Below are 25,830 nucleotides of genomic sequence, written 5' to 3' on the forward strand. Positions count from 1 at the left end.
GGGCAGGGCGGGTCATCGGAGACTCGAAAAGGAAAGGCGCGCGGCGATCAGACCGCGCGCCGTCTCTTGATGCAACCTCGGCGGCGGGAGCCGCCTATCGGCGGGCCAACTCCGCGCCCCGCGCCAGCTTCCGCGCGTAGCGGTCGAAGGTCCATTCGGCGTCGCTCCAGATCCAGTTGGCCCGGCTCTGGCGGATATCGGTCTCGAACCACTTGTAGTCGACCTTGGTCTCGACGCCGTCCGCGCCGATCACACGGCCCTCGATCGCCGCGCCGCCGACGCCGAAGCTCTCGAAGGACAGGCCGGGCGTGTCGCTGAGCTGTTTGAAGGTCGGGCGGTTGGGCTTGACGTCGACGAGGGTCAGCTCGATCCGCGCGCCGTCATAGGCGGCCTTGTCGGCGGTCGCCTTTTCGACGGCTTCGCGCAGGTCCTCGGTGAGGAACTTGGCCTCGCGCTGGCCGTAGGTCTTGTCGAACTTCTTCTGCAGCTCGGGCGCCACGGCGACGGTCACCGCGGCGGGCGCGGCGGCGGCCGCGGTCGCGCTGGCCAGAAGGAGGGCGGCGGCGATGGGAAGGAGGCGCATGGCAGGCTCCAGTATTTACTGCACAAAGATAGGAGCTCGCCCGTGGCGGCACAAGCCGATGCACGGCATCGTCAGAATTCGCCTGTCAGGCGAATCTGCGTAGCTTCGCCTTGGAGGTCGGCCACGTCCCCGAGCGGCCGCTCCAGGAGGTCCGCATGAGCGAGACGATCTCCCCGCGCTCCGGCGTCTTCGTCGCCGCTCCGGCGCGCGCCCGTCCGAGCCCGCCCATCGCCCGAGGCTACGGCCTGCTTCTCGGCGCGGCGGCCTCGATGGGCCTCTGGGTCGGCCTCGTTATCGCCGTCGTACGCGTCTGGCCGTAGGCGCGGTGGGCTCCGGTCCCGCTCAGGACCTTGGTCTCGCCTGACCGTCATCTCCAGCTCGGGCGCCGACGCGAGCCCCTCAGCTTCGATCGCGCGCCGGCGGCCGGGCCGGGGTCCTGGCCGGCTTGGCGTAGTCTGGGTCGACCTTCTCGGCCTTGCCTTCCTTCTCGGCCTTGAGGCCGGCCTCGGGCTGCTGGTGCTCGGTCGTCAGCTCGCTGAGGAAGCCGGGCTGGGTGAGGCCCTTCTTGCGCATGGCGACACCGGTCAGGCAGGCGTGCATGATAAAGTTGGCGTTGAGCACGGTCCGGTAGGTCGGATCCAGCTGCGGCGCGACCTCGACGATCTCGAAGCCCACCAGCTCGTTCTCGGCGCAGAGGCGGCGGACGATGGGAAGCGCCTCGCGCATCGTGAGGCCGCCGGGGACCGGCGTGCCGGTGCCGGGACTGAACGCCGGATCCAGCACGTCAACGTCGAAGCTGATGAAGATCTTCTTCCCGCTCTCCCGGGCCTCGGCCAGGGCGCGTTCCATGGTGGCTTCCCAGCCGCGCTTCTCGACCTCGGGCATGGCGTGATAGCGCACGCCGTTCTGGCGCATCCATTCGAAGCCTTCGGCGCCCGGCCAGGCGCCGCGCAGGCCGACCTGGATGTAGTTCTTGCCCAGGACGTGGCCTTCCTTCACCGCGCGATAGACCGGCGCGCCGTGGGTGATGAAGTGGATGCCGCCCTTGCCGGCGTCGAAGTGCGAGTCGAAGTGCACGACGCCGAAACTGCCCTTGCCGTGCACGTCGGCGAGGCCGGCCACGTCGGCGTACTCGAGGCTGTGGTCGCCGCCGACGATGAACGGGATCGCGCCGGCGCGGGCGATCTCGGCGATCCGCTCCCGCACGTGATGGACCGTGCGTTCGGTGCTCATGTTGTCCACGGCGATGTCGCCGTAGTCGACGATGTTCAGCTCTTTCGAGGGGTTGACCATGGTGTACATGTCCACCCCGGCCGCGCCGCTCATGGCGCGCATGGCCGACGGCCCAAGCTTGGCGCCGCGATAGCCTGAGCCCATGTCCAGCGGCGCGCCGACGATGGCCACGTCGACCTTCCCGGCCACCAGGTCCTCCGGATAGATGGCCACGGGAGCATTGGCGAACGTGGCGATGCCGCCGCGGCTGTTCATGTAGTAGCTGAGGCTGATGGGGCCGGCCTCGCGCCTGGCTGTGAGAGCCTGGGGCCGCTTCAGCTTCCAGCCGTTGAAGTTCTCATCCGACGTGTCGAGGGGGATCGCGCCCATGTCGGTGGCGGGGTTAAACTTCGCCGCCTGGACGACGGACATCATGCCGTCGACATAGGCCTCGATCTCGCGCGGGGTCTTGTCGCGCAGGCGCAGGAACAGCTTGTCGTACGAGCCGGCCATCTGCTCGGCCTTCTCGGACAGCAGGAAATCCCGCTTCTCCTTGGACAGCCCGGCGATCTTGGGAACCAGCCAGTCGGGCGCCGCGACCTTCTCCGGCTGGGCGACAACGGCGGTCGTGAGCGCCGCGCCCGTGAGCAGGGCGGCGAGGACGAGGGATTTCAACTTCACGGCGGGCTCCCGACTGTTGGGCGCATGAAGGCGCCCGCGCCGCCGTCTGGAAATCAGGCGAACGACGTAGGCTCGCGGGGTCGAGACTGGGCGGCCGTATCAGCGGCGGCCTCGTGCGGCTGGCCGCACCGCGTACAGACGGGGCTGCTCTCCAGGCGCTCGCGCAGTCCGCTCACCTGTCGCGACAGGGCCAGGACCGCGATGAAGAGCAGGGCGGCGACCACCCACAGCAGGAATTGCGAGGCGATCAGCATCTCAGACCGGTGTGCTGGCGCCCGAACTCGAAGGGGCCGGTCCAAACGCGGTGGGGCGGCCCGGCCGTCGAAGAGCGATCAAGAGGGAGGATCCTTAGCAACGGCTCGAGGCTCGGACGCCAGCAGCCCCATGGTCGAGGATGGGCCGGGCCAAGGCCATCCGGCATTTGACGTAGGTCGCTCCGCCGCGCGCCCGGGCATGATGGGACGTGCCCAGGGTGATCGACCTGTCGTGGAAAGCGCGACCCATACGCGCCAGGGTCGCGGCTGCGCGCCGTTCCGTCGATGTATCAAGCGTCACAGGTGATCGGAAAGCGGGCGCCCGGCGCGCCTCGCGCCGCATACCGGCGGTCGTTTGCACCGGCGGCGCGCCGGGTCGTCATGCTCCCGCCATGAGGTCGCCGATCCAGACCCGAACTCCAGCAAGGCGCGCGCCGCGATGAACGCCCGCGCGCCTCAGAGCGTGCTCAGGGAACGGCGGCAGTACAACAAGCTGGCCGCCAGCCAGACGCTGGAAGACTTCGCCCTGCGCTACACGCCGACGACGGCGCGACGCTGGTCGACCTTCCGCGTGGCGAGCGCGGCCGTGGGGGCGACCTCGTTCCTGGCGTGCGAGGCGATCGGCGGCGGGATCACCCTGGCCTACGGCGCGCCCAACGCCTGGGCGGCCATCGGCGCGGCGACGGTGCTGATGTTCCTGATCGGCCTGCCGATCGCCTACTATGCGGCGCGGGACGGGCTGGACGTGGATCTGCTGACGCGAGGCGCCGGCTTCGGCTACCTCGGCTCGACGATCACGTCCCTGATCTACGCCTCGTTCACCTTCCTGCTGTTCGCCATCGAGGCCAGCATCATGTCGGTGGCGCTGGAGCTGGTGCTGGGGGTGCCGCTGTGGATCGCCCACATGATCAGTTCGCTGGTGGTCATCCCCATCGCGATCTACGGGATGCAGCTGATCAGCCGCATGCAGATGGTGACCCAGCCGATCTGGATCGTCCTGCAGCTCGCGCCCATCGTCTTCATGCTGGTCTACGGCCGGGACGAGCTCGGCTCCTGGCAGCGCTACACCGGCCAGGCCGGCGCGCCCGACGGGTCGGTGGACCTGGTCCTGTTCGGCCTCGCGCTCTCGACGCTCCTGTCCCTGCTGCCGCAGATCGGCGAGCAGGCGGACTATCTGCGCTTCATGCCCGCCGCGCGGCGCGGGCGCACCCTGGGCTGGTGGGCGGCCATGCTGGTCAGCGGCCCCGGCTGGGCGCTGATCGGCGCGGCCAAGCTCATGCTGGGCTCGCTCCTCGTCGTCTTCGCCCTGGACGCAGGGGTCGGCGCGGAGGACGCGGTCAATCCGGCCCACATGTTCCTCGCGGTCTTCCGCGAGATGCTGGGCTCGCCGGCCGGGGCGCTGGCGGCGACCGGGATCCTGGTGGTGGTCTGCCAGCTGAAGATCAACGTCACCAACGCCTATGCGGGATCGATCGCCTGGTCGAACTTCTTCTCGCGCCTCACCCACGCCCATCCGGGGCGGGTGGTGTGGCTGGTCTTCAACGTCCTGCTGGCCCTGCTGCTGATGCAGCTCGGCGTCTTCCGGGTCATCGAGGGGATCCTGATCCTGTTCGCCAACCTGGCGGCGGGCTGGATCGGCGCGCTTTCGGCCGACCTGATCATCTCCAAGCCGCTGGCGCTCAGCCCGGCGCGGGTCGAGTTCAAGCGCGCCCACCTCTACGACATCAACCCGGTCGGCGTCGGCGCCATGGTCCTGTCGATCCTGGTGTCGACGGTGTGCCTGGTCGGCGCCTTCGGCCCGGTGATGCAGGCCTTCGCGCCGCTGCTCGGGCTGACGGTGGCCTTCGTGGCCGCGCCGGCGTTCGCCCTCGCCAGCCGCAGCCGCTTCTACCTGGCCCGCGAGCCCAAGGACCTGCCGGCGCGAACGGCGCACGTGTGCGTCGTCTGCGAGAACAGCTTCGAGCATGCGGACATGGCGTCCTGCCCGGTCTACGCCGGCCCGATCTGTTCCCTCTGCTGCACGCTCGAGACCCGGTGCCACGACGTCTGCAAGTCCGAGAGCCGGGTGGACGAGCAGTTGGTGGGCCTGCTGCGCAAGGTGCTGCCGCAGCCGGTGGTCGCCCTGGCCCAGACCACCATGGTCCGCTTCCTGGGCGTGATGCTGGTGTTCAACCTGATCATCGGCGCGATCCTCTACGCCATCTACCTCCAGTACGGCTTCAGCGGACGGCTCGTGGCGGAGGAGGTGCGGCTGACGCTGTGGAGCGTCTTCTTCTGCCTGCTGGTCGCCTCCGGTGTGGCCGCCTGGCTGCTGGTGCTGGCGAACGAAAGCCGGCGCGCGGCCGAGACCGAGATGTTGCGCCAGAACGTCCTGCTCACCGAGGAGATCGAGGCGCACGAGCGCACCGACGCCGAGCTGCAGCGCGCAAAGGAAGCCGCCGAGGCGGCCAACGCCGCCAAGAGCCGCTACCTGCAGGGGGTGAGCCACGAGATCCGCTCGCCGCTCAACGCGATCTACGGCTACGCCCAGCTCCTCGACCGGGACCGGGGCGCCTCGTCGCAGGACGCGGCAAGGGTGATCCGGCGCAGCTCCGAGCACCTGATGAACCTCGTCGAAGGGCTGCTCGACATCGCGCGGATCGAGAACGGCGTGCTGCGGCTCAGCCGCGACAAGGTGCCCTTCGCCGAGTTCCTCAACCAGATCGTGGACATGTTCCGCGTCCAGGCCGAGGCCAAGGGCCTGGAGTTCCGGTTCGACTACGTGGGCCGCGTGCCCGCTTTCGTCTACGCCGACCAGAAGCGGCTGCGGCAGGTGCTGATCAACCTGCTCTCCAACGCCGTGAAGTACACCGAGCGGGGCTACGCCCGCCTGACGGTGCGCTACCGCGGCCCCTCTGTGGAGTTCGAGGTGGCGGACTCGGGGATCGGAATCCCGGACGAGGATCGCGAGCGGATCTTCGAGCCCTTCGAGCGGGGCGGGTCGGCCGACGGGCGGATCACGCCCGGCACCGGGCTGGGCCTCGCCATCAGCCGGGTCCTCGCGCAGATCATGGGCGGCGAGCTCGCGGTCACCAGCAAGGTGGGCGAGGGGTCCTGCTTCACCCTTCGCATGGCGCTGCCGGAACCCATGGGCGTCGACGTCGAGGCGGTGCGGCCGATGCGGATCGGCGGCTACAGGGGCCTGCGGAAGACGGTGCTGATCGTCGACGACGACCCGTCGCATCTGGAGATCCTGCAGAGGCTCCTGAAGCCGCTAGGGTTCCAGACCTTCACCGCCTCGGACGCCGACACGGCCATTAACCTGGCCGAGGCGCTGACGCCGGACCTGGCGATGCTGGATATCCAGATGCCCGGCCAGAACGGCTGGCAGGTCGCCGCGCGGCTGCGAGCCCTGCCGTCCGGCGGGCGCATGCGGATCATGATGGTCTCCGCCAACGCCCACGAGCACAGCCCCGGCGGCGACGGCAAGGCGCTGCACGACGCCTTCGTGATGAAGCCGTGGGAGATGCACATCCTGCTCGAGCGGGTGCGCGAGTTGCTGAACCTCACCTGGATCGAGGCGGCCGCGCCGGAGCCGGAGGCGGTGGAGACCGCGATGGATGCGCCGCCCTCGGCCGAACCCTTCCTCGAGAGCCTGGGCCAGCTCGCCTCCATCGGCCACGTGCGCGCCATCGAGGCGCGCCTGCTGGACATGGAGGAGGCCGACGCCGCCAACCGGCCCTTCGCCGAGCGCCTGCGCCAGCTGGTGAAGCGGCTGGACCTGAAATCCTTCCAGAGAGCCCTCCGGCCGAGAGAGACCCATGGGTGAGCATCCAGACCGCCGCGCGACCATCGTCGTCGTCGACGACGAGCCGGACTCGTTGAACTTCCTCCTCGACACCCTCGATCAGGCCGGCATGACCGTGCTGGTGGCCAGCGACGGGCAGGGCGCGCTCGACCTGCTGCAGCAGATCACGCCGGACCTGGTGCTGATGGACGCGATGATGCCGGTGATGAACGGCTTCGAGGCCTGTCGCCAGCTGAAGAAGGACAAGCGCTTCGAGCATCTGCCGGTGATCTTCATGACCGGCCTCAGCGAGACCGAGCATGTGGTCGAGGGCCTCTCCGCCGGGGGCGTCGACTACCTGGCCAAGCCGATCGTGGTGGAGGAACTGCTCGCCCGCATCCGCGTCCACCTGGCGAACGCGCGGATCACCCACCGCAGCCAGGCGGCGCTGGATTCCTCCGGGCGGTTCCTGCTGTCGACGGACGAGACCGGCCGGATGATCTGGTGCACGCCCCGGGTGGACGAGCTGCTGCGGGAGCTGTTTCCGGGCTGGCAGGGCGACCAGCCGCCGGCGGCGGTGGAGCAGCGCCTGTCGCGCCTGCGGCGGGCGGGGCCGCAGGACCCGCAGTCCGCGCCGGTGGAGGTGGGGGAGCGGCGGCTGGAGTTCACGCTCATCAGCCGGATGGAGCCGGGCGAGTTCCTGTTCCGGATGACCGAGACGCAGTCCGGCGCCGATGCAGGCCTGCTGCAGAAGCGCCATGGCCTGACCATGCGCGAGGCCGAGGTGCTGCTGTGGCTGAGCCGGGGCAAGCCGAACCGGGAGATCAGCGAGATCCTGGGCATCTCGCCGCGGACCGTGAACAAGCACCTGGAGCAGGTCTTCCAGAAGCTGGGCACCGAGAACCGCGCCTCGGCGGCGGTGCTGGCCGTCCGGACGCTGTCGCAGTGGGGCTAGGCACGGCGATGTGCGGCCGGAGCGAAGCTCCGTCCGGGGGTTAGGGCTGGGTCGTGTCGGGTGGTCGCTCAGCTGGAGCTGCGCCAAGGCGGCGGGCGCGGCGCGACCTTCAAGCCACCGTTGTCATCCCGGTTTCGCGGCACGCGAAGACCGGGACCCCGATGCGATGAGGTGGACAGAAGGTTGCTGCGCCGCCCAGACACGGTCTCCGAACCCAACAGATCGGGGTCCCGGTCTTGGGCTGCGCCCAAACCGGGATGACAAGGGATGTTTGGATGGGGGCCGAGCACGCGTTCGGCGCGGGCCAGGCCGCGCCGGATGCGGGCGATGCTGGCGTCCACCGCTTCGTCGATGGCCTCGCGATCGCCTAGCGAGGCGTCGAGGGGCTCGCCCCAGTCGGCGCGCTCGTATTCCTGCCAATCGGTGCGTTCGGCCCAATCACTACGCTCGGGCGGCGGTGACGCCGCGGGCTTCGGCTCAGGTTTCGGCGCGGCAGGTTCGCGCGGCGCGCGCCTCAGCTTGAATTCCAGGGCGATGCTCTGGCGAACGGAGCGGGAGACCTGATGGAAGGCCTCGCTGAGCAGGACAAGGTCCTGCGTGTTGTCGGCACGGCGCAAGGCGTCGCTCAGACGTCGGGCAGCGCCCATCCCCGCCTCGGCGAGTTCCGCCAGCATGCGGCCGTGCCGCGCGTCCATGTCGTCATCCGAGGACATGGCGCGAGCAGAACACGCCGATGCGACAGATACGGTCGTAGTCGCGCCTATATCGACACCAGGCTCGCCACGTCCTCGGCGCGCTCTTCGCGGGTGCTGCCCTCGCGGATCACGCGGCCGCGCTGGAGGACGCAGTAGCGGTCGGCGAAGCTCCAGGCGAAGTCCAGGTACTGCTCGACAATGACGATGGTGACGCCCAGCTCGCGGCGCACGCGCTGCAGGGCCTCCTCGATCTGCTGTACGACGTTGGGCTGGATGCCTTCGGTGGGTTCGTCCAGCAGCAACAGGCGCGGCATGCCGGCCAGGGCGCGGCCGATGGCGAGCTGCTGCTGTTCGCCGCCGCTCAGCACGCCGGCCTTCCGCTGGCGGATCTGAGCCAGCTTGGGGAACATCTCGAAGACGTAGGCCGGCACGGCGCCGTCGCCGCGCCCGCCCGCAGCCGAGAGCCCGGTGGCCAGGTTCTCCTCCACCGTGAGGTGCGGGAAGACGTGACGTCCCTGGGGCACATAGCCGATGCCCGCCCGCGCGCGATGGTGGGAGGCCTGGTGGCTCACGTCCCAGCCGTCGAACAGCATCCTGCCGCCGGTCAGCGGCTGGGCGCCCACGATGGCCCGCAGCAGGGTGGTCTTGCCCACGCCGTTGCGGCCGATGACGGCGGTGACGCCGCCGGCCAGGATGTCCAGGTCGATGTCCCAGAGCACCTGGCTCTGGCCGTAGCCGGCGCAGGCGCCGTTCAACCTAAGCAGCGGCGTCATGCTTGGTCCGTCCCAGATAGACTGCGGCCACCTCGGCGTCGGCGCGGACCTCCGCGACGCTGCCTTCCTTGAGGAGCCTGCCCTGGTGCATGACGGTCACCCGGGCGGCGAGCTGCTCCACGAACGCCATGTCGTGATCGATCACCACCACGGTGTGGCGGCCGGCCAGCGAGCGGACGAGCTCGGCGGTGCGGGCCGTCTCGGCCGGGCCCATGCCGGCGGTAGGTTCGTCCAGGAGCAGCAGCTCGGCGTCGGTCGAGACCACCATGCCGATCTCCAGCCATTGCTTCTCGCCGTGCGCCAGCTCGCCGGCGACGGCGTCGCGGCGGTCGGAGAGGCCGATGCGCTCCAGGGTCCGGTCCACGCGTTCGCGCTCCGCGGCGGGGATGGCGAGGCCGAAGTTGCGCCACCAGCGGCGGTCCTTCCTGGCCGCGGTGGCCAGGTTCTCGGCGACGGTGAGGGTGGGAAGGATCCCGGGCGTCTGGAACTTGCGGCAGATGCCGCGCCCGACGATCTGGTGCTCCGGCAGGCGGGTGAGGTCCTCGCCCTTGAAGGCGATGCGGCCCGACGTGATCGGGACCCGGCCGATGATGGCGTCGCAGAAGGTGGACTTGCCGGCGCCGTTGGGACCGATCAGCACGCGGATCTCGCCCGGTTGGAGCGACAGGCTCATGCCGTCGATGGCGCGGAAGCCGCTGAAGCTGACGACGAGGTCCTCGACCTGGAGGAGGGGACCCGTCATGGCGCAGCCTTCCGGCGCTTGACCCGCGCCATCATCCCCTCGGCCAGGCCGGCGAGGCCGCGCGGCATCAGGGTCACCACGACGATGAACAGGGCGCCGAGGACGTAGAGCCAGAGCTCGGGCAGGGCCGAGGAGATGCGGTCGCGGGCGAGGTTGACGAGCAGGGCGGCGACGATCGCGCCCACCAGGCTGTGGCGTCCGCCGATGGCCACCCAGATGATCATCTCGATGGAGGGCACGACCCCCACGAGGGCTGGCGAGACCACGCCGGCGTGCAGGGTGAAGAGCGCCCCGGCGAGACCCGCGAGCATCGCCGCCGCGGCGAAGGCCGCCACCTTGTAGGGCGTCGGGTCGTAGCCCAGGAAGCGCATGCGGTTCTCGCCGTCGCGGATGGCGCGCAGGAGTGTCCCGAACCGCGAGCCCCGGATCGCGGCGAGCAGCAGTCCGGCGGCGACCAGGGCGGCCAGGGTGACCCAGTAGAGGCCGCGGACGGCGCCCTGGGTGTTGAGATCGACGCCGAGCAGGGTGGGGAACTCGGTCAGGCCGTTGAAGCCGCCGGTCGTGGCTTGCTGGCTGATGAGCAAGGTCGCGAAGGCGAGGGCCAGGGCCTGGGTGATCAGGGCGAAATAGGTCCCGCCGACGCGGCGGTGGAACACCATCCAGGCGAACAGGGCGGCCAGCACGCCGGGGATCGCCACGACGCCGATCAGGGCGACGGCGGGATTCTCGAACGGGCGCCACCACCAGGGCAGGGCCTTCAGCCCGCTCCAGACCATGAAGTCCGGAAGCTCGCCGGGACCCAGGGCGGAGAGCTTCAGGTGCATCGCCAGGGCATAGCCGCCCAGGCCGAAATAGACCCCCTGGCCGAGGCTGAGGATCCCGGTCTCACCCCACAGCAGGACGATCCCGAGGGCCAGGATGCCCAGAGCCATGAACCGCGCGATCAGGTTGAGATCATAGGAGCCGATGAGGAAGGGCAGGGCCGCGGCGGCGGCGACCGAGGCGATCAGGGCGATGAGCCGGGGGGATTTCACGGGACCGCGCGCCTCAGGCGTCCAGGGCCCGGGAGCGGGGGGCGAGCACCCCCTGCGGCCGGAACTGGATGAAAGCGATCACCAGGACCAGCATCAGGACTTGGGAGACGCTGACGTCGACGAAGATCTGCGCCATGGCCGAGAAGAGGCCGAGGATCACCGCCGCTACCGTCGAGCCGGCGATGCTGCCGAGGCCGCCCATGACGACCACGAGGAACGCCGGGACGATGTAGCTCTGCCCCACCGTCGGCGTGACCGGGCCGAGCAGGCCGAGCGCGACGCCGGCCAGGCCCGCGACGCCGGAGCCCAGCGCGAACATCACCATGTCCACGCGGCGCACGTCGATGCCGACCGCCGCCGCCATCATCCGGTCCTGGTTCACCGCGCGGACCAGCAGGCCGATCCGCGTCCTGGTGAGCAGCAGCGCCAGGCCGCCCAGCAGGGCGGCGCAGAGGACGATGATGAGGATCCGCGTCGTGGGCAGGGACAGCGGACCCAGCGCCACGGCCGTGTTCATCCAGGCCGGGGCCCGCACCTCGACGCCGATCGGCCCGAAGATGTTTCGCGCCGCCTGCTGGAGGATGAGGCTGAGGCCCCAGGTGGCCAGCAGGGTGTCCAGGGGCCGGGCGGCCAGGCGGCGGATCAGCGTGGCTTCGATGGCGGCCCCCAGGAGCGCCGAGCCCGCGAAGGCTGCGGGCAGGGCCAGCAACAGGCCCGCCGTGCCGGGCACGGCCTTCATGACGAGATAGGCGATGTAGCCGCCCAGCATCAGCAGCTCGCCGTGGGCCATGTTGATGACCCGCATGAGGCCGAAGGAGAGGGCGAGGCCGAGCGCCGCCAGCAGATAGAGCGAGGCGACGCTCAGGCCGTTGAATCCCTGGCCCAGGGTCAGAACCACGCCGTCCATGGGCTGCCGTGCTTTCGAGAGCTGAACGGGGATCAGGCGGGCGCGCAGGTCTTCCCTGGGAAGGCGAGGCGGTCGTAGGGCTCGGGCGCGATCGGGCCCGGGGACTGGGAGACGATCTTGAACTGACCCGCCCCGTCGAGCTGGCCGATGTAGGCGGTCTGCACCAGGCTCTGGTTGGGGGCGAACTTGACGCCGCCCATCGGCGAGGGGCTGTCGGCCAGGGCCACGGCCGCCTTGCGCACCGCCGTGGGGTCGAAGCTGCCGGCTTTCTCCACGGCGGCCTTCCACTGGTAGACGTTGATGTAGCCGTGGACCATCGGGTCGGTGACGACCGCCTCCGGGCCGTACTTCTTCTTGTAGGCCGCGACGAACGCCTTGTTCTCGGGGCTCTCGAGGCTCTGGAAGTAGTTCCAGGCCGCATAGCTGCCCTGCACCAGCTGCGGCCCCATGGCCTGGGCTTCCTGTTCGCCGATGGAGAAGGACATGACCGGCAGGGTGGTGGTGGAGACCCCGGCGGCGGCGAGCTGCTTGAAGAAGGCCACGTTGGAGTCGCCGTTCAGGGTCGAGAAGATGATGTCGGGCTTGGCGGCCTGGATCTTGGCGATCACGGTGGAGAAGTCGGCGCCGCCGAGCGGCACATATTCCTCGCCGGCGGTGGCCAGCTTGCGGTCGGCGATGTGGGTCTTGAGGATCAGGTTCGCGGTGCGCGGGAACACATAGTCCGAGCCCACCAGGAAGTAGTTCTTGAAGCCCTGGGCCACCGCCCAGTCGAGGGCCGGCAGGATCTGCTGGTTGGGCTGGGCGCCGGAGTACATGATGTTCGGCGAGCACTCGTTGCCCTCGAACTGGACCGGGTACCAGAGCAGGTTGTTGGTCCGCTGGAAGACCGGCTGCATGGCCTTGCGGCTGGCCGAGGTCCAGCCGCCGAACACGGTGACCACCTTGTTGCTCTCGATCAGCTTGGCGGCCTTCTGCGAGAAGGTGACGGGGTCCGAGGCGCCGTCCTCGACCACGGCCTCGATCTTGCGGCCCAGCACGCCGCCGGCGGCGTTGATCTCCTCGATGGCCATCAGTTCGGCGTTCTTCACCGTCACTTCGCTGATCGCCATGGTGCCGGTGAGCGACTGCAGGACCCCGACCTTCACCGGGCCGCTGTCCTTGCTGCAGCTGACGAGCGCGACGCCCGCCAGAAGCACGGCCATGCGCCGCGACACGCCCTTGCGAACCAAATCCATCGAACTCTCCCAGGGACCGCCGGCCACAACGGCGGGCGCGCCCCATCCGCCACGTCCATTTCAGCGTATGGAGCGCCCATCCGCGGGGGTATGGGGCGTTTGACGTAGGCAGTCGGGGGCGAAATGAGCGTCTACGTCATTCGCCCCATACGGGCGCCCGCGGCCCCTGCCTACGGTCGCGACGGGGCGGATCTCGCGAGGTTTCGTGCGCGCCGCCCGCACCCTGAGCGGCGAGTGGACGATGCGATTGCCCAAGCTACTGCGCGAACCCTTGGTCGCCTTCGCCGGCCTGGGCGGCGCGTTCTTCCTCCTCTACCACCTGTCCACGGCCGACGAGCGCGTGATCGAGGTGAGCAAGGCCGACCAGACCAGCCTGGTCGCCGACTACGAGATGCTCACCGGCCGGAAGGTGGACGCGGCCCAGCGGAAGACCCTGGTCGAGGACTATGTGGCCGACGAGGTCCTGTTCCGGGAGGCCATCGCCCGGGGCATGCACCTGACTGACAAGGAGACCCGCCAGAAGCTCACGGACAAGATGCGGTTCCTGATCGCCGGCGCCCCGGCGGAGCCGACCGAGGAGCAGCTGATCGACTTCTATTCCGACAACCTGGACCTCTACCGCTCGGAGCCGAAGATCTCGTTCGACCACGTCTTCTTCCAGGCCCAGCCCGAGGGGGCGCCGCGGCTGCTGAAGGTGTTGAACGACGGGGGCATGGTGCAGGGCGATGAGTTCTGGATGGGCCACCAGATGGTCAACTACGGCCAGAGCATGGTGCGCGGCATGTTCGGCCAGGCGTTCCTCGACGAGATCGCCCGTGCGGCTCCGGGCGCCTGGGTGGGGCCCATCGCGTCGATCCGGGGCGTGCACTTCGTGCGCGTGAACGGCGTCGCGGAGCCCGAGATGATGCCGTACGCCCAGATGCGCGACCAGGTCCGACAGGACTGGAACAATCGCCAGATCGAGACGGCCATCTCCAGCCAGATGAAGGTCCTGAAGCCGAAGTACGAGATCCATGTCGAGCCTTAGGCGCGCCATCTTCCTGGCCGCAGCCCTGTGGCTCGTGGCGGCGAGCGCGCAGGCGGACGTCTTTCGGGCGATCCGGTTCGCCTTCGCGCCAGGCGAGGCGCCGGGCGTCTATGAGCTCGGCGTGGCCCTGCCGCAGACGGCCGCGAACCTTGCGCCGCTGAAGTACCCGGACCAGTGCCGGGAGACCGGGGTCGACCGGCGGCTCTCGGACGGCGAGCTCCTGTTCGTGTTCGAGATCCAGTGCGACGGGCCCCTGAAGCCGACCGACACCATCCTCGTGCCCTGGTCCCTGGACGGCGCCCTGTTCTCCTCCGGCCTGATGGCCGGCGGCGCCGCGACGGCCGTGGAGACGACCGCGGCGGGGGCCGAGCTTCCCATCGGACGGACGGCCATCGTCGAGCGCAGCCTGGGCGAAGTGGCCGGCGACTACCTCTGGCAGGGCTTCATCCATATCCTCATGGGCTGGGATCATCTGGCCTTCGTGCTCTGCCTGTGCCTGCTGACCCAGGGGCGGACCCTGCTGCTGCTCGTGACCACCTTCACCCTGGGCCATTCGCTGTCCCTGGCCCTGGCGTTCTTCGAGGTGGTGCGGATCCCGGTTCCGCCGGTGGAGGCGGTGATCGCGCTCTCCATCGCCTTCATGGCTCGCGAGGCGCTGGTGCGGGATCGGCGGGTGGAAGAGACGCCCGCGATCCGCGCCCGCTACATGGCCGTGGTCGCCGCCTTCGGACTGCTGCACGGCCTGGGCTTCGCGAGCGTGCTCGGGGATCTGGGCCTGGTGAAGGCCGAGCGCGTGCCCGGCCTGATCTTCTTCAACCTGGGGGTGGAAGTCGGCCAGCTTGCGTTCGTGGCCGTCGTCACCGGCGCGATGTGGGCGGCGGGGAAGGTGCGGTTGTCCGAGCCCGCGCGGGTGGCGGCCCTGTACGGCGCCGGCGTGCTGGGGTGCTTCTGGGTCTTCGAGCGGGTCGTCGGCTTCACCCCGGGACTGAGCTGAGCCGTTCATGCGCCGTCGCTATGCCCTCGTCGCCGCAGCCTTGCTGCTCGCCGCTTCGCCAGCCCGCGCGGAGGACGCCGGTCGCGACGCCGAGGTGGAGGCGCTCACCGTGTGGGGCCGCGCGCTGGACGTGATCGGGATCGCGCGGTCGGGGTCCGAGGGGCTCGTGGGCTATGAAGACCTCCAGAACCGCCCGCTGTTGCGCGTCGGGGAGATGGTCGAGAACGTGCCCGGCCTGATCGCCACCCAGCATTCGGGAACGGGCAAGGCCAACCAGTATTTCCTGCGCGGCTTCAACCTGGACCATGGCACGGACCTGTCGGTGTCGGTCGACGGGGCGCCGGTCAACATGCGCACCCACGCCCACGGCCAGGGCTATCTGGACCTGAACTTCATCATTCCCGAGCTGGTCGAGCGCATCGCGTACCGCAAGGGTCCCTACGCGGCCGAGACGGGCGACTTTTCCACCGCCGGTTCGATCGCGATGAAGACCTACGACCGGCCGCCGAGCGACTTCGCCCAGGCGACGGCGGGCGAGTTCGGCTACGGCCGGGCGTTGGTCGCCGGCGGGCTGGCGGCCGGGGGCGGGGACGTGCTGCTGGGGCTCGAAGTCACGGTCTCGAACGGCCCCTGGGTCCTGGACGAGGACCTGGAGAAGGTGAACCTGCTGGCCAAGTTCACGCGCCCGCTCGGTGGCGGAGACCTGCGCCTCTCGCTCAGCGGATACCGCGCCGACTGGACGGCGACCGACCAGATTCCCCAGCGGGCGATCCGGGCCGGACTGATCCCGCGCAACGGCTATGTGGATCCAGACCTCGGCGGCCGCAGCCGGCGCTGGGCCCTGACGGCGAATTACGAGGGCGAGGGGCTCGAGGCCGCCGCCTATGCGATCCGTTCGCGGTTCCGGCTGACGTCGAACTTCACCTACGTGTTGGAGAATCCCGACGACGGGGACGAATTCCAGCAGGCCGAGCGGCGCACGGTCTATGGGGCCTCGCTTCGCCGGACCTGGCGCACGCGTCTGGCCGGGGCGCCGACGACCCTGCGCGTGGGCGTGGAGGGCCGCTACGACGATATCGGCCGGATCGGGCTCTACCGCAGCATCGGCGGCCGCGCCGTGGCGACCGTCCGGGAGGACGCGGTGGACGAGTACAGCGTGGGCGGCTTCGTCGAGGCCGAGGCCCACCTGACCCCCACGCTCCGCGCCATCGTGGGCCTGCGCGCCGACGTCTATGGCTACGATGTGCGCGCCGGGCTGCCCGTCAACGGGGGCGATGGGTCCGACACACTGGCCGCGCCGAAGGTCGCCCTGGCCTGGCGGGTCGCCGAGCCGCTGGAGCTCTATGCGAACTATGGCGAGAGCTTCCATTCCAACGACGTGCGAGGCGCCGCGATCCGGATCGACCCGGCGACCGGGGAGCCCGCGGACCGGGTCGACCTGCTGGCCCGGGCCAAGGGCGCGGAACTGGGCGCGCGGTACGAGCGCGGCGACGTCAATCTCTCGCTCGTGGCCTTCTGGCTCGACCTGGATTCGGAGTTGGTGTTCGTCGGCGACGCCGGGGGCACCGAGCCCAACGCCGCCTCGCGGCGCTACGGCGCGGAGGCCTCCGCGTTCTGGCGGGCCGGCGAGCGCCTGACCTTCGACCTGTCCGCCGCCTACACCCACGCGCGGCTGCGCGGCGTCGCGGCGGGCGAGGATCGGATTCCCCAATCCGTCTCCGTCGTGGCGGGCGCAGGCGCGACGGCGCGCCTCACCGATCAGCTGACCGCGACCCTTCGGGTCCGGCGTCTGGGAACGGCGCCGCTGACCGAGGATGGCTCGGTGTTCTCGCAGACCACCACCCTTTTGAGCCTCGGCGCCTACTACACGGTCGGCAGGCTGCGGTTCGGCCTCGACGTCTACAATCTCCTCGACTCCCAGCGCGCCGACATCACCTACTTCTACGAGTCCCGGCTGCCGGGCGAAGCCGCGGGCGTTCCGGACATCCATCTCCATCCGGTGGAGCCGCGGCAGGTGCGGGCCTCGCTACGGGTCGAGTTCTGAGGCGCGGAGGCGCGATGACGTCCGACTTCGCCGCCCTGCGCAGCGCAGCCGCCGCGGCCCTGAACCGCCGCGACATGCTGGAGGTGGGCCGTCAGGCCCAGGCGATGATCAAGGCCCGGCCGGAGGCGGGGGAAGGGCACCTCTTTTTCGGCCTGGCCGCGGAGGCCATCGGCCGAACGAGCCTGGCCCTGCAGGCGCTGGACGAGGCGATCCGGCTGGAACCCAGGCCGGAGTACCTGGCCGAGCAGGCGCGACTGCTGCTGGCGGCGCGGCAGGACGGTCGGGCGCGGGCGGCGGCCGACGCGGCGCTTGCGCTGAGGCCGACGGAGCCGGCGACGCTGGACACCATCGGCTGCGTCTACACCCGCCTGGGCGACCATGCGGCGGCCCTGCCGCTGTTCGAGGCCGCCGTCGCGCGCCGGCCGCGGGACCTGCATGTGCGGTTCAACCTGGCGAGCACGTTGGGCTTTCTGGGCCGCGCGGCCGAGGCCGAGGGACACTATGAAGCCATTCTCGACGCCGAACCCACCCACGGCCGGGCGCACCTGGCGCTGTCGACCGCCGGGCGCGCCAAGCCGGCCGCCAATCACACCGCGCGGCTGGAGGCGGCGCTGGCCCGGTCGCCGGCCCCCGACGATGAGCTGCAGATCCGCTACGCCCTGGCCAAGGAGCACGAGGAGCTGGGCCAGCACGCCCAGGCGTTCGCCCACCTGCACAGCGCCAACAGCCGGCGCCGCGCCGAGCTCGCCTACGACCCGGCGTTCGACCGGCGGATCTTCGAAAGCCTGGAGGGCAGCTTCTCGCGCGACGACTACTTCCAGGGCGAGGGGCTGGCGGCGGCGCCGATCTTCGTGGTCGGACTGCCGCGCACGGGCACGACGCTGATCGACCGCATCCTGTCCTCCCATCGCGACGTGCAGTCGGCCGGCGAACTCCAGGCCATGCCCCTGGCCGTGAAGCTGGAGGGACGCTCGGACACGCCGTTCGTGATCGACCCGGAAACGGTCGCCGCCACCGGCCGGCTGTCTCCGAAGCAGGTGGGCGCCGCCTATATGGCGCGGGCCACGGCGCACCACGGGGCGGGCGCGCGGTTCGTCGACAAGCTGCCGCTGAACTTCCTCTATGTGGGCCACATCGCCCGGGCGCTGCCCGACGCGTCCATCGTCTGCCTGCGGCGCAACCCGATGGACAGCGTCTGGAGCAACTACAAGAACCTCTTCTCGACCGAGTTCTCGTACTACAACTACTCGTACGACCTGCTCGACGCGGCGGCGTACTACGCCCTGTTCGACCGGCTGATGGCCTTCTGGGCGCGGCAGTTCCCCGGGCGCGTGCTTCAGGTCAGCTACGAGGGCGTGGTCGAGGACCAGGAGGGCTGGACCCGCCGCCTCCTGGCGCATTGCGGGCTCTCGTGGGACGCGGCCTGCCTGCGCTTTCACGAGAACGCAGCGGCCGTCTCGACGCCCAGCGCCGCCCAGGTCCGCCAGCCGCTCTATCGCGACGCCCTGGCCCGCTGGCGCGCGTATGAGCGCGAGCTGGGGCCGGTCCGGCGCTACTTCGAGGCCGCGGGGATCGCAGTGGACTGATCCAAAGAAAAGGGGCGCCCCGCGCGGAGCGCCCCCTTCCGTCCCTGGAGTCCGATCGCCTAGTACCGATAGCGGAGTTCGACGCCGGCGGTGCGGGGGCGCAGGACGCCGTAGGCGTAGTAGCGCTTGGTCACCCCATCGACCTGACCGACCGTCGAGAAGTCGTTGGCCACGGCGGTCACCGCGTACTCGTTGAAGATGTTGTCGGCGAACAGCGAGACTTCCCAGTTGTCCTTGGTGACGCCGATCGAGGCCTTGTTGAGCCAATAGTCCGGGATCACCTCGCCGCTGCCGCGCAGGCCGATCTTGGAGTAGATCTCGCCCTGGTAGATCACCGACCACCCGGCGTTCAGTTCCATGCCGTTGGGCAGGGGGCGGGTGTAGTTCACCGCCGCGGCGCCGGCGTGCTTGGGCGTGCCGGGCAGTCGGTCGCCCGAGAAGACGTCGAACGAGCCGTCGACCACCTTGGGCGCGCCCGAGGTCAGTTTCGCGTCGTTGTAGCTGTAGTTGCCCGAGACGGTGATGTTCTCGGTCAGGCGGCCGTTGAAGGCGAACTCGAAGCCCTGGGACTTGGCCTTCGCGGCGTTGGCTGTGATGCCCACAGCGCCGTTGACCGTCCGGCTGGAGACCTGAACGTCCTTCCAGTCGATGTGGTAGATCGAACCAGTCAACGACAGGCGTCCGTCGAGGACCCGGGCGCGGACGCCCAGTTCCTTGTTGAGCGTCTTGTCCGGCCCGAAGACCAGCTCGTTCGGCAGGGCGCAGACGTTCTGGCCGGGCGGCAAGGGGCTGGGACAGGGGGCGACGCGGTTCACGCCGCCGATCCGGTAGCCATTGCTGACCGTCGCGAAGACCATCAGGTCGTCGCTGAACTTGTACGAGGTGTTGGCCTTGTAGACGACGCCGTCGTCCGACGTGTTCCCGCTGCGGACGCGGTAGTTGATCGCCGGATAGACCGTGCGGATCAGCGGCGTGGCCGTGCCGCCGGTGATCCGGGCGGCGTATTCGAAGTAGCGCGCGCCGCCGGTGATCTGCCAGGCGTCGGTGATCTTGTAGGTGACCTCGCCGAACACGGCCTTCTCTTCGGTCGTCGACGAGGTGAAGGAGGCGTACTCGATCGCGTCCGGCCGGTTGATCCCATAGAACTGGGGCAGGCCGGGAACGATCTCGAACGAGAAGGTCTCGGCCTTGAAGCGGTTGTAGAAGGCGCCGACCACCCAGCTGATCGGGCCGTCGTGGCTGGAGACCAGCCGGACCTCCTGGTTGAACTGCTCGTAGTCCGCGCCGCCCACCGTGTAGGACGCGAAGGCGGGGAAGAGCTGGTAGCCGTAGTCCAGGTCGAGCAGCAGGTCGGTCTGGTCGTTGCTGTTGCGGACCTTCTGGCGCGAGAACGCCGTGGCCGAGACCACGTCGGCGAAGTCGAACAGGTTGGCCTCGATCTCGGCGCTGTAGAGCGTCGACATCCGCTTGCTGGGCTCCTCGAAGCGCCAGGGACCTTCGTACTTGCCGGTGCCCAGGACGCCGGCGCCGTTGGCCTGGCGGCCGTGGGTCCTGGTGTCCTGGTAGACGTAGGACAGGGTCGCCTTGAAGTCGTCGTTCGGCGTGATCAGCAGGCTCTCGCGGATCGCCAGCGTTTCCTCGTCGTTGAGGTCCTTCTTCTTCTTGAGGTTCGCGGCCACGTCGGCCGGGTTCGCGAAGTTCGGCTCGGGATCGGAGACCCCGGGGGTGCGGACCAGATACGGATAGTCGATGAAGCCGGGATCGTCGTAGACGCCGACGACGCTGCGCAGGGCGATATGGTCCTGGACGATCGGGATGTTGAAGGCGGCGTCGCCGTTCCAGCCCAGCGAGCTGCTCTTGGACAGCGCATAGGCGCGCGCATGCAGATCCAGGCTGAAGGTGTTGGCGTCGGGGCGCCTTGGCATATAGCGCGCGGCGCCCGCCATCGTGCCGAGGCCGTAAAGCGTGCCCTGGGGTCCCAGCAGCACCTCGACCCGGTCGATGTCCAGCAGCTTGAGGTCCAGGTACAGCGGGACTTCGCCCAGGTAGGTCGCCACGGCGCCGCCCGAGGTGTTGCCGCCGGTAACCCCGGTGTTGTTGGCGCTGAGGCCGCGCACGATGAAGTTGCCGGTCCCACGCGGGCCGGTGTCGACCATGGTGACGCCGGGCGTGAAGGCCGCCAGGTCCTTGATGTCGTCGAGGCGCTGGCTCTGCAGCGTCTCGGCGGACACCGCCGAGATGTTGATCGGCACGTCCTGCAGGTTCACCGCGCGGCGCGTGCCCGTGACGATGAGTTCCTCCAGGAGGCCGCCGTCGCCGCCGTCGGCCGCCGCATCGGCCGCGTAGCCGGAGGTGGCGAGGCACAGGCCCGAGAGAATGCTCGCCGAGAACAGGTAGTGCTTAAGCCTCATCGTCTATCCCCCTTGGCTCGATCAGATGTCCGAGCGCTGCAGTCGAATGGAGACTCCCGGAGGCGTGTCGATACGGGCGCGGAGTTCTTTGCTGCGCGCGCCTCGAGGCCGACAAATCCACGCCCCTGGCCGCTCATTTCCTGAGACTGACCAGCAGAAGCCTCCCGATGACGCAGACCTTACGGACCGGTTCCCAGGGGTTGTATGGGGTGTTTGACGTAGGCCCCGGCCGTTGCTGGACGCCTACGTCAAACGGCGCATACGCCGTCGCCCTCGGTCCGCCTAGCTTGCTGGCTCGTCCGCCTGGTGCGAGGCGGTGGGGTGCGTTTCAGACGCATCCCGAGAGGACGACGGGGACATGGTCTTGCGTAAGAAAACTCTCGCCGGTGTGCTTCTGGCGTCCGCCGCGATGCTGCTGGCCGGCATGGCGGCCCAGGGCCAGGGCCTGCCGCCCATCTCGGGGCGGGACTTCACCAACGCCCCCGAGCCGGTGACGATTCCCGACGACCTGCAGGCCAAGCTCAGCGTCCTGCCCAAGGAAAAACTGGACATCATCAAGAGCGGGCGCACGTCACGCTATGTCCGGCCGGAGCGCATGTTCGCCAAGCTGCGCACGATCAGCGGGCCGCAGTTGCTGGCCTATGTCGACGCCATCCTGTCGGTGACCGAGGCCGGCGAATACAAGGCCGGACGGGACAAGCCGACGATCTCGCTCAACACCAAGTCGCCCAACTTCAACGCCTGGAAGGTCCAGCGCCCCCAGACCATGAACCCGAAGCGCGAGGCCGGCCCGCTGGAACTCGGCAAATACATCGGCGGGTTCGGCGGCGGCGGTGGCGGCGGCATCCCGACCTTCGCGAACGCCCCGCCGGCGCTGACCTATGCGGATCTCGTCGCCGGCAAGGTCGACGTCGCCATCGTGGGCGCTCCGCTGGACATGGGCTCGGGATGGCGCGACGCCCTGCATGGGCCCGTTCTGCTGCGCGCCACCGGCGGCGCCGGCGGCAACGACATGTACTCGATGGTCAATCCGAACTCGGAGCTGAAGATCGTCGACTTCGGCGACATCGCCATGGACAACCTTTCCACCGAGCGCAGCGTGCAACACGTGCGCGAAGTGGTGCGCGACATCGCCAAGACGGGCGCCATCCCGATCGTGATCGGCGGCGACCACTCGCTGGAATATCCGAACCTGGCGGGCATCACCGACGTGCACGGCAAGGGCAATGTGGGCGTCGTCCACTTCGATTCCCACTACGACGCCGGCCGCGACCGCGTGCACCTGATCGACCACGGCCAGCCGGTCTACCGCGTGATCAGCGAGGGTCACGTCCCGGGCAAGAACTACGTCCAGGTGGGCCTGCGCGCCCGCGGCCCGGACGCCAAGACCTTCCAGTGGATGCGCGACCAGGGCATGCGCTACCATACCATGGTCGACGTCGAACGCCGCGGCTGGGACGCGGTGATGAAGGACGCCGTCGCCGAGGCCAAGCAGAGCGCCAAGAAGCTCTGGATCTCGTTCGACATCGACGTGCTGGATCCCGCCTTCATGCCGGCCACGGGCACCCCCGTTCCGGGCGGGCTGACGATGCGCGAGGCCCAGCCGATCATGCGCCGCCTGTGCGCCGAGAACGACATCGCCGGCATCGATATCGTCGAGTACGCGCCGTACCTCGACACGTCGTACAAGACCGCGCTGAACACCAACTTCCTGCTCAACGCGTGCCTGTCGGGCATCGCCATGCGCAAGAAGGGGCTGACGCAGGAACACTACCTCAGCCCGATCTCGTCCATGGATCGGCCGGCCGCCGCCGCGCCGCCCCCGCCGCCACCGAAATCCGCCCCATCGGCCAAGGCCGCGCCGGCCGCGAAAGGAACCCGTCGATGAGCGTTTCGTCCCGTCGCCTGGGCGCCCGCCTCGCCGTCTGCGCCGCGGCCCTGATGCTGGGGCTGAGCGCCGAGGCCGCGCCCAAGGCCTTCGAATATCCCGCGGCGCTGGCGGCGAAGCTCTCGGGCCTCAGCCCTGACGAGCGCGCCTTCATCGACGACCCGGCGAAGCTGGAGCCGTTCGGCCTGACGCCGGAGCGCCTCAGCCTCGAGCTCGAGACGCGCGACGCCGCCGAGGCGAAGGCCTATGTGGCCGGTCTGCTGGCCGTGGTCGAGGACTCCAAGTTCCACGACGGCGACATGGGCGAGCTGCCGCTGAACACCGAGGCCAGCTCGTTCAACGGCGGCACGGTGCTGCGGCCCGCGATCCTCGACGAGCGCACCCGCGATCCGGGGCCGATCAGCCTTCAGCGCTACCTGCGCCAGCGCACCGGCATTCCCACCTTCGCCAACGCGCCGGTGGCGGTGCGCAAGGAAGACCTGGTGGCCGGCAAGGTGGAAGTCGCCTTCGTCGGCGTGCCCCTCGACATGAGTTCGGGCTACCGGGACGCCAAGCACGCGCCGACCACCCTGCGGATCACCGACGGCCTGGTCGGCTCGGACGTGGACGCCCAGCTCGACCCGACCCTGATCCTGCGGATCGCCGACTTCGGTAACCTGTCGGTCGACAACATGAGCATCGAGCGCACCATCGGCCATGTGCGCTTCATGATCGGCGACGTCGTGTCCGCCGGCGTCGTGCCGTTCATCGTTGGCGGCGACCGGGCGCTCACCTACCCGGACGTGGCGGGCGTGGTGGACAGCCTGGGCAAGGGCAAGGTGGCCCTGGTCTCCTTCAGCCCCCACCCGGACGCCGTCGCCGACTTCGATCACGAGCTGGTGGACGCCATCGCGGTGGGCCGCCTGCTGAGCGAGGGGCTCGTCGAGGGCGGGAGCCTGGTGCAGATCGGGCTGCGCGGCCCGCAGGCCAAGGCCGCCGACCTGCAGCGCCTGGCCGCCCAGGGCGTGCGCTATCACACGATGGCCGAGGTGGAGAAATCCGGCTGGGACGCGGTGATGTCCAAGGCGGTGAAGGAGATCACGGGCTCCGCGGAGGGCGTGTTCATCTCGTTCGACATGAGCGTGCTGGACCCGGGCGATGCGCCCGGCGTCGGCCGGCCCGTGCCCGGCGGCCTGACCATGCGCGAGGCGACGCCGCTGGTCCGCCGGCTGTGCGCGGAGACGAAGATCGTGGGCTTCGAGATGCTGGACGTGGCTCCGATCATGGACCCGACCTACAAGACCGCCATGAACGCCAACCGCATCATGAACGCCTGCCTCGCCGGCATGGCGATGCGCAAGCAGGGCCTGACCAAGCCGGGCTACCTCAGCCCCGTTAGCCTCGGCGCCAAGCGCTAGGCGAATTCTCCGTGAGAGGCCGCCGCCTCGACGGCGGCGGCGAGGGCGGGCCGTGCGGCCCAGCCCTCAGGGCGTGATGACCATGCCCGCGCCGGTGATGTCGTTCTGCAGGTCCCAGGTGCGTTCGAACTTCAGCGACTGGGCGTCGTAGACGTCGATCTCGAAGCTGGCGCCGTACATGTAGAGCTTGCGGCCATTGCCTGACATGCCGAAGGTGAAGCGCGACTTGCAGGGGAACTCGGCCTTCTGCTGCAGGGTGTTGGCCGACATGTTGAAGCGCCAGATCTCGCAGCGCTTGTTTCCGGTCACCCCGTTGGTGACGACGGTGTAGGCCTGCCGGCCATCCGGCGTGACCTGCAGCCCCGCCATCTGGCTGGGGGCGGGGCCTATGGGGGTGTAGCGGAACTCCCGCGTGGCCAGGTCGAAGCGGGCGACGCCGAACACCCGGTTGTGCACGTGCGGGTCGGCGCCGTTGAACAGCGAGACATGGCGGCCGGGTTCGCTGATGGAATCCAGCGGCGCGCCGAAGCTGACGCCTTCTAGCCCCGGGGCTTCCGGCTTCGCCAGGTCGAGCCGCTCGACGACCTTGAAGGTGGCGGTGTCGAGGACGATCACCTTGTCGCGGAACTGGTAGAGGTACTTGCCATCGTCCGAGACCAGCATGCTGCTGCGGAAGCCGCGCGCGCCGTCCTCGTCCTCCTTGGCGATGTCGTAGGTGGCGACGATCTTCTGCTGGGCGAGGTCGATCACCGCGTACTTGGGCTTGCCGACCTCGTAGCGGTCGACGCCCTTCCTGATCTCGGTGACGACCGTGTAGAACAGCTTGCCCGAAGGATCGGGGGCGCCGCCGTTGAAGCGGTAGCGCAGGTTCGGCGTGTTGAGGCTGAACCTGTTGGTGACCTTGCGGGTCGCCACGTCGACCACCTCGATCCCGCTGTTCGTGATCGTCGTCACGTAGATCGTCTTGCGATCGTTCGAGGCGCGCAGGCTGGTGGGCAGGCCGGTGGCGAGGGGGATGCGCTGGACGACGGCGCCCTTGGCCTCGTCGAAGACGATGAGCGAGTTCGGATAGGCGCCCATGAACAGCGTCGACGCCTGGGCCGGGGTCCCGGCGACGGCGGCGGCGACGGCGGCCAGGCCCAGAGATAGGGGTTTCATCGCGGCGACTTTCACGTGCGGGGGCGGGGGCGCGTCAGGGGAAGACCAGGTCGATCTTGCGCCAGTCCTTGGTGGCGGTGGCGCACTGGCTCGCCCAGTCGGGGGAGTTGTTCACGTGGTCCGGCACCTGGGCCGGCCAGAAGCAGGTGACGTAGCAGTCGTAGATGTCCCGCTCGGCCGGCTGGCACAGGCCGGCGGTGCCGCCGGTGGCGTCCACCTCCCAGCCGGGCGAGAACGCCAGCGAGCAGCCCATCGGCACGTGCGGCCGCTTGGGCGCGCCGGGCTGTTGCTGGAGGGCGACGACGTCCTCGTCGGCCGCGTCGACGATCTCCTCGACGCGGCGCGCCTTGTCGTTGAGCGCCTTGAGATGCTTCATGCCAGCGCCTTTCGTTCGGCAAACCGCTCGAGGAATTCAGGATTGTGGGCGCTGAGGGCGCCGTAGATGCGCAGGCAGGTGTCGGTCCACTGCCGGATCCAGTCGCAGTAGT

Annotated in this window: 21 protein-coding genes; 9 read left to right on the plus strand and 12 right to left on the minus strand. The window is 69.4% G+C overall.

From position 1 onward, the window contains the following. Positions 1-94: 94 nt before the first annotated feature. The gene (locus AX721_RS10470; RefSeq protein ID WP_068875965.1) at positions 95-583 is read right to left on the minus strand and encodes a hypothetical protein; all 489 of its coding nucleotides are present in this window, start codon (positions 581-583) and stop codon (positions 95-97) included. A 155-nt stretch (positions 584-738) separates the two neighbouring features. Between AX721_RS10470 and AX721_RS10475 the strand changes: the two genes are divergently transcribed. Next, positions 739-903, plus strand: a complete 165-nt coding sequence (locus tag AX721_RS10475; protein ID WP_156467116.1) for a hypothetical protein — start codon at positions 739-741, stop codon at positions 901-903. Between the two features lie 79 nt (positions 904-982). Here AX721_RS10475 and AX721_RS10480 read toward each other — a convergent pair whose 3' ends face one another. Together AX721_RS10480 and AX721_RS10485 are read right to left on the minus strand one after the other, a co-directional pair. Beyond that, positions 983-2,476, minus strand: a complete 1,494-nt coding sequence (locus AX721_RS10480) for an agmatinase family protein (protein ID WP_068875967.1) — start codon at positions 2,474-2,476, stop codon at positions 983-985. A 53-nt stretch (positions 2,477-2,529) separates the two neighbouring features. After that, positions 2,530-2,730, minus strand: a complete 201-nt coding sequence (locus tag AX721_RS10485) for a hypothetical protein (RefSeq protein ID WP_068875968.1) — start codon at positions 2,728-2,730, stop codon at positions 2,530-2,532. 439 nt (positions 2,731-3,169) lie between these two features. On the opposite strand from AX721_RS10485, the gene AX721_RS10490 reads away from it, so the two are divergent. Both AX721_RS10490 and AX721_RS10495 read left to right on the plus strand, forming a co-directional pair. Further along, positions 3,170-6,538, plus strand: a complete 3,369-nt coding sequence (locus AX721_RS10490; protein WP_068875969.1) for a hybrid sensor histidine kinase/response regulator — start codon at positions 3,170-3,172, stop codon at positions 6,536-6,538. After that, complete coding sequence (locus tag AX721_RS10495; RefSeq protein WP_068875970.1) at positions 6,531-7,451, plus strand: response regulator transcription factor; 921 nt, start codon at positions 6,531-6,533, stop codon at positions 7,449-7,451. The genes AX721_RS10490 and AX721_RS10495 overlap by 8 nt, the downstream gene beginning before the upstream one ends. Positions 7,452-7,519: 68 nt before the next feature. On the opposite strand, the gene AX721_RS10500 is transcribed toward AX721_RS10495, so the two are convergent. The 6 genes from AX721_RS10500 to urtA form a co-directional block, all read right to left on the minus strand. Beyond that, positions 7,520-8,146, minus strand: coding sequence for a hypothetical protein (locus AX721_RS10500; protein WP_068875971.1), 627 nt, complete (start codon positions 8,144-8,146; stop codon positions 7,520-7,522). A 65-nt stretch (positions 8,147-8,211) separates the two neighbouring features. Next, positions 8,212-8,919 (minus strand): urea ABC transporter ATP-binding subunit UrtE, encoded by a 708-nt coding sequence (gene urtE, locus AX721_RS10505; protein WP_068875972.1) that lies wholly within the window; start codon positions 8,917-8,919, stop codon positions 8,212-8,214. Further along, a complete protein-coding gene (gene urtD / locus AX721_RS10510; RefSeq protein WP_068875973.1) occupies positions 8,903-9,661 on the minus strand; it encodes an urea ABC transporter ATP-binding protein UrtD in 759 nt (252 codons plus the stop codon). Before urtD ends, urtE begins: the two co-directional genes overlap by 17 nt. Continuing rightward, positions 9,658-10,695 carry an urea ABC transporter permease subunit UrtC gene (urtC, locus tag AX721_RS10515; RefSeq protein ID WP_082765368.1) on the minus strand — a complete coding sequence of 346 codons (1,038 nt, stop codon included), beginning with the start codon at positions 10,693-10,695 and terminating at the stop codon, positions 9,658-9,660. Before urtC ends, urtD begins: the two co-directional genes overlap by 4 nt. 13 nt (positions 10,696-10,708) lie before the next feature. Further along, on the minus strand, positions 10,709-11,602 hold the full coding sequence (gene urtB / locus AX721_RS10520; protein ID WP_068875974.1) for an urea ABC transporter permease subunit UrtB: 894 nt from the start codon (positions 11,600-11,602) through the stop codon (positions 10,709-10,711). Between the two features lie 32 nt (positions 11,603-11,634). Continuing rightward, on the minus strand, positions 11,635-12,837 hold the full coding sequence (gene urtA, locus AX721_RS10525) for an urea ABC transporter substrate-binding protein (protein WP_068875975.1): 1,203 nt from the start codon (positions 12,835-12,837) through the stop codon (positions 11,635-11,637). Positions 12,838-13,078: 241 nt separating this feature from the next. Here urtA and AX721_RS10530 point away from each other — a divergent pair, with 241 nt between their 5' ends. Genes AX721_RS10530 through AX721_RS10545 form a run of 4 tightly spaced genes read left to right on the plus strand, consistent with a single transcriptional unit; the run spans position 13,079 to position 18,488 of the window. After that, positions 13,079-13,864: a peptidyl-prolyl cis-trans isomerase gene (locus AX721_RS10530; RefSeq protein WP_068875984.1), complete on the plus strand. Its 786-nt coding sequence runs from the start codon at positions 13,079-13,081 to the stop codon at positions 13,862-13,864. Then, entirely contained in the window at positions 13,851-14,858 is a 1,008-nt protein-coding gene (locus AX721_RS10535) for a HupE/UreJ family protein (RefSeq protein ID WP_068875976.1), read from the plus strand. Before AX721_RS10530 ends, AX721_RS10535 begins: the two co-directional genes overlap by 14 nt. Positions 14,859-14,865: 7 nt before the next feature. Next, a complete protein-coding gene (locus tag AX721_RS10540; protein WP_068875977.1) occupies positions 14,866-16,902 on the plus strand; it encodes a TonB-dependent receptor in 2,037 nt (678 codons plus the stop codon). A 14-nt stretch (positions 16,903-16,916) separates the two neighbouring features. Continuing rightward, the gene (locus tag AX721_RS10545) at positions 16,917-18,488 is read left to right on the plus strand and encodes a sulfotransferase (RefSeq protein WP_068875978.1); all 1,572 of its coding nucleotides are present in this window, start codon (positions 16,917-16,919) and stop codon (positions 18,486-18,488) included. A 59-nt stretch (positions 18,489-18,547) separates the two neighbouring features. On the opposite strand, the gene AX721_RS10550 is transcribed toward AX721_RS10545, so the two are convergent. Beyond that, the gene (locus tag AX721_RS10550) at positions 18,548-20,899 is read right to left on the minus strand and encodes a TonB-dependent receptor (protein WP_068875979.1); all 2,352 of its coding nucleotides are present in this window, start codon (positions 20,897-20,899) and stop codon (positions 18,548-18,550) included. Between the two features lie 364 nt (positions 20,900-21,263). On the opposite strand from AX721_RS10550, the gene AX721_RS10555 reads away from it, so the two are divergent. Both AX721_RS10555 and AX721_RS10560 read left to right on the plus strand, forming a co-directional pair. After that, entirely contained in the window at positions 21,264-22,787 is a 1,524-nt protein-coding gene (locus AX721_RS10555; protein ID WP_082765371.1) for an agmatinase family protein, read from the plus strand. Then, positions 22,784-24,184, plus strand: coding sequence for an agmatinase family protein (locus AX721_RS10560; protein ID WP_068875980.1), 1,401 nt, complete (start codon positions 22,784-22,786; stop codon positions 24,182-24,184). The genes AX721_RS10555 and AX721_RS10560 overlap by 4 nt, the downstream gene beginning before the upstream one ends. 66 nt (positions 24,185-24,250) lie before the next feature. On the opposite strand, the gene AX721_RS10565 is transcribed toward AX721_RS10560, so the two are convergent. Beyond that, complete coding sequence (locus tag AX721_RS10565) at positions 24,251-25,342, minus strand: hypothetical protein (RefSeq protein ID WP_068875981.1); 1,092 nt, start codon at positions 25,340-25,342, stop codon at positions 24,251-24,253. Between the two features lie 34 nt (positions 25,343-25,376). Continuing rightward, positions 25,377-25,718, minus strand: a complete 342-nt coding sequence (gene qhpC / locus AX721_RS10570; RefSeq protein WP_068875982.1) for a quinohemoprotein amine dehydrogenase subunit gamma — start codon at positions 25,716-25,718, stop codon at positions 25,377-25,379. Between the last annotated feature and the right edge of the window lie 112 nt (positions 25,719-25,830).

It is taken from the genome of Phenylobacterium sp. CCH9-H3 (genome assembly GCF_001557235.1).
Lineage (GTDB): Bacteria > Pseudomonadota > Alphaproteobacteria > Caulobacterales > Caulobacteraceae > Phenylobacterium.

What these genes read in the sequence shown, in the direction of transcription:
- AX721_RS10565 (WP_068875981.1), bottom strand. Translation starts at nt 25,342, where the DNA reads ATGAAACCCCTATCTCTGGGCCTGGCCGCCGTCGCCGCCGCCGTCGCC.
- AX721_RS10495 (WP_068875970.1), top strand. Translation starts at nt 6,531, where the DNA reads ATGGGTGAGCATCCAGACCGCCGCGCGACCATCGTCGTCGTCGACGAC.
- AX721_RS10530 (WP_068875984.1), top strand. Translation starts at nt 13,079, where the DNA reads ATGCGATTGCCCAAGCTACTGCGCGAACCCTTGGTCGCCTTCGCCGGC.
- AX721_RS10550 (WP_068875979.1), bottom strand. Translation starts at nt 20,899, where the DNA reads ATGAGGCTTAAGCACTACCTGTTCTCGGCGAGCATTCTCTCGGGCCTG.
- AX721_RS10540 (WP_068875977.1), top strand. Translation starts at nt 14,866, where the DNA reads ATGCGCCGTCGCTATGCCCTCGTCGCCGCAGCCTTGCTGCTCGCCGCT.
- urtB (WP_068875974.1), bottom strand. Translation starts at nt 11,602, where the DNA reads ATGGACGGCGTGGTTCTGACCCTGGGCCAGGGATTCAACGGCCTGAGC.
- urtD (WP_068875973.1), bottom strand. Translation starts at nt 9,661, where the DNA reads ATGACGGGTCCCCTCCTCCAGGTCGAGGACCTCGTCGTCAGCTTCAGC.
- AX721_RS10535 (WP_068875976.1), top strand. Translation starts at nt 13,851, where the DNA reads ATGTCGAGCCTTAGGCGCGCCATCTTCCTGGCCGCAGCCCTGTGGCTC.
- AX721_RS10500 (WP_068875971.1), bottom strand. Translation starts at nt 8,146, where the DNA reads ATGGACGCGCGGCACGGCCGCATGCTGGCGGAACTCGCCGAGGCGGGG.
- AX721_RS10470 (WP_068875965.1), bottom strand. Translation starts at nt 583, where the DNA reads ATGCGCCTCCTTCCCATCGCCGCCGCCCTCCTTCTGGCCAGCGCGACC.
- AX721_RS10490 (WP_068875969.1), top strand. Translation starts at nt 3,170, where the DNA reads ATGAACGCCCGCGCGCCTCAGAGCGTGCTCAGGGAACGGCGGCAGTAC.
- urtA (WP_068875975.1), bottom strand. Translation starts at nt 12,837, where the DNA reads ATGGATTTGGTTCGCAAGGGCGTGTCGCGGCGCATGGCCGTGCTTCTG.
- AX721_RS10485 (WP_068875968.1), bottom strand. Translation starts at nt 2,730, where the DNA reads ATGCTGATCGCCTCGCAATTCCTGCTGTGGGTGGTCGCCGCCCTGCTC.
- urtE (WP_068875972.1), bottom strand. Translation starts at nt 8,919, where the DNA reads ATGACGCCGCTGCTTAGGTTGAACGGCGCCTGCGCCGGCTACGGCCAG.
- qhpC (WP_068875982.1), bottom strand. Translation starts at nt 25,718, where the DNA reads ATGAAGCATCTCAAGGCGCTCAACGACAAGGCGCGCCGCGTCGAGGAG.
- AX721_RS10560 (WP_068875980.1), top strand. Translation starts at nt 22,784, where the DNA reads ATGAGCGTTTCGTCCCGTCGCCTGGGCGCCCGCCTCGCCGTCTGCGCC.
- AX721_RS10475 (WP_156467116.1), top strand. Translation starts at nt 739, where the DNA reads ATGAGCGAGACGATCTCCCCGCGCTCCGGCGTCTTCGTCGCCGCTCCG.
- AX721_RS10545 (WP_068875978.1), top strand. Translation starts at nt 16,917, where the DNA reads ATGACGTCCGACTTCGCCGCCCTGCGCAGCGCAGCCGCCGCGGCCCTG.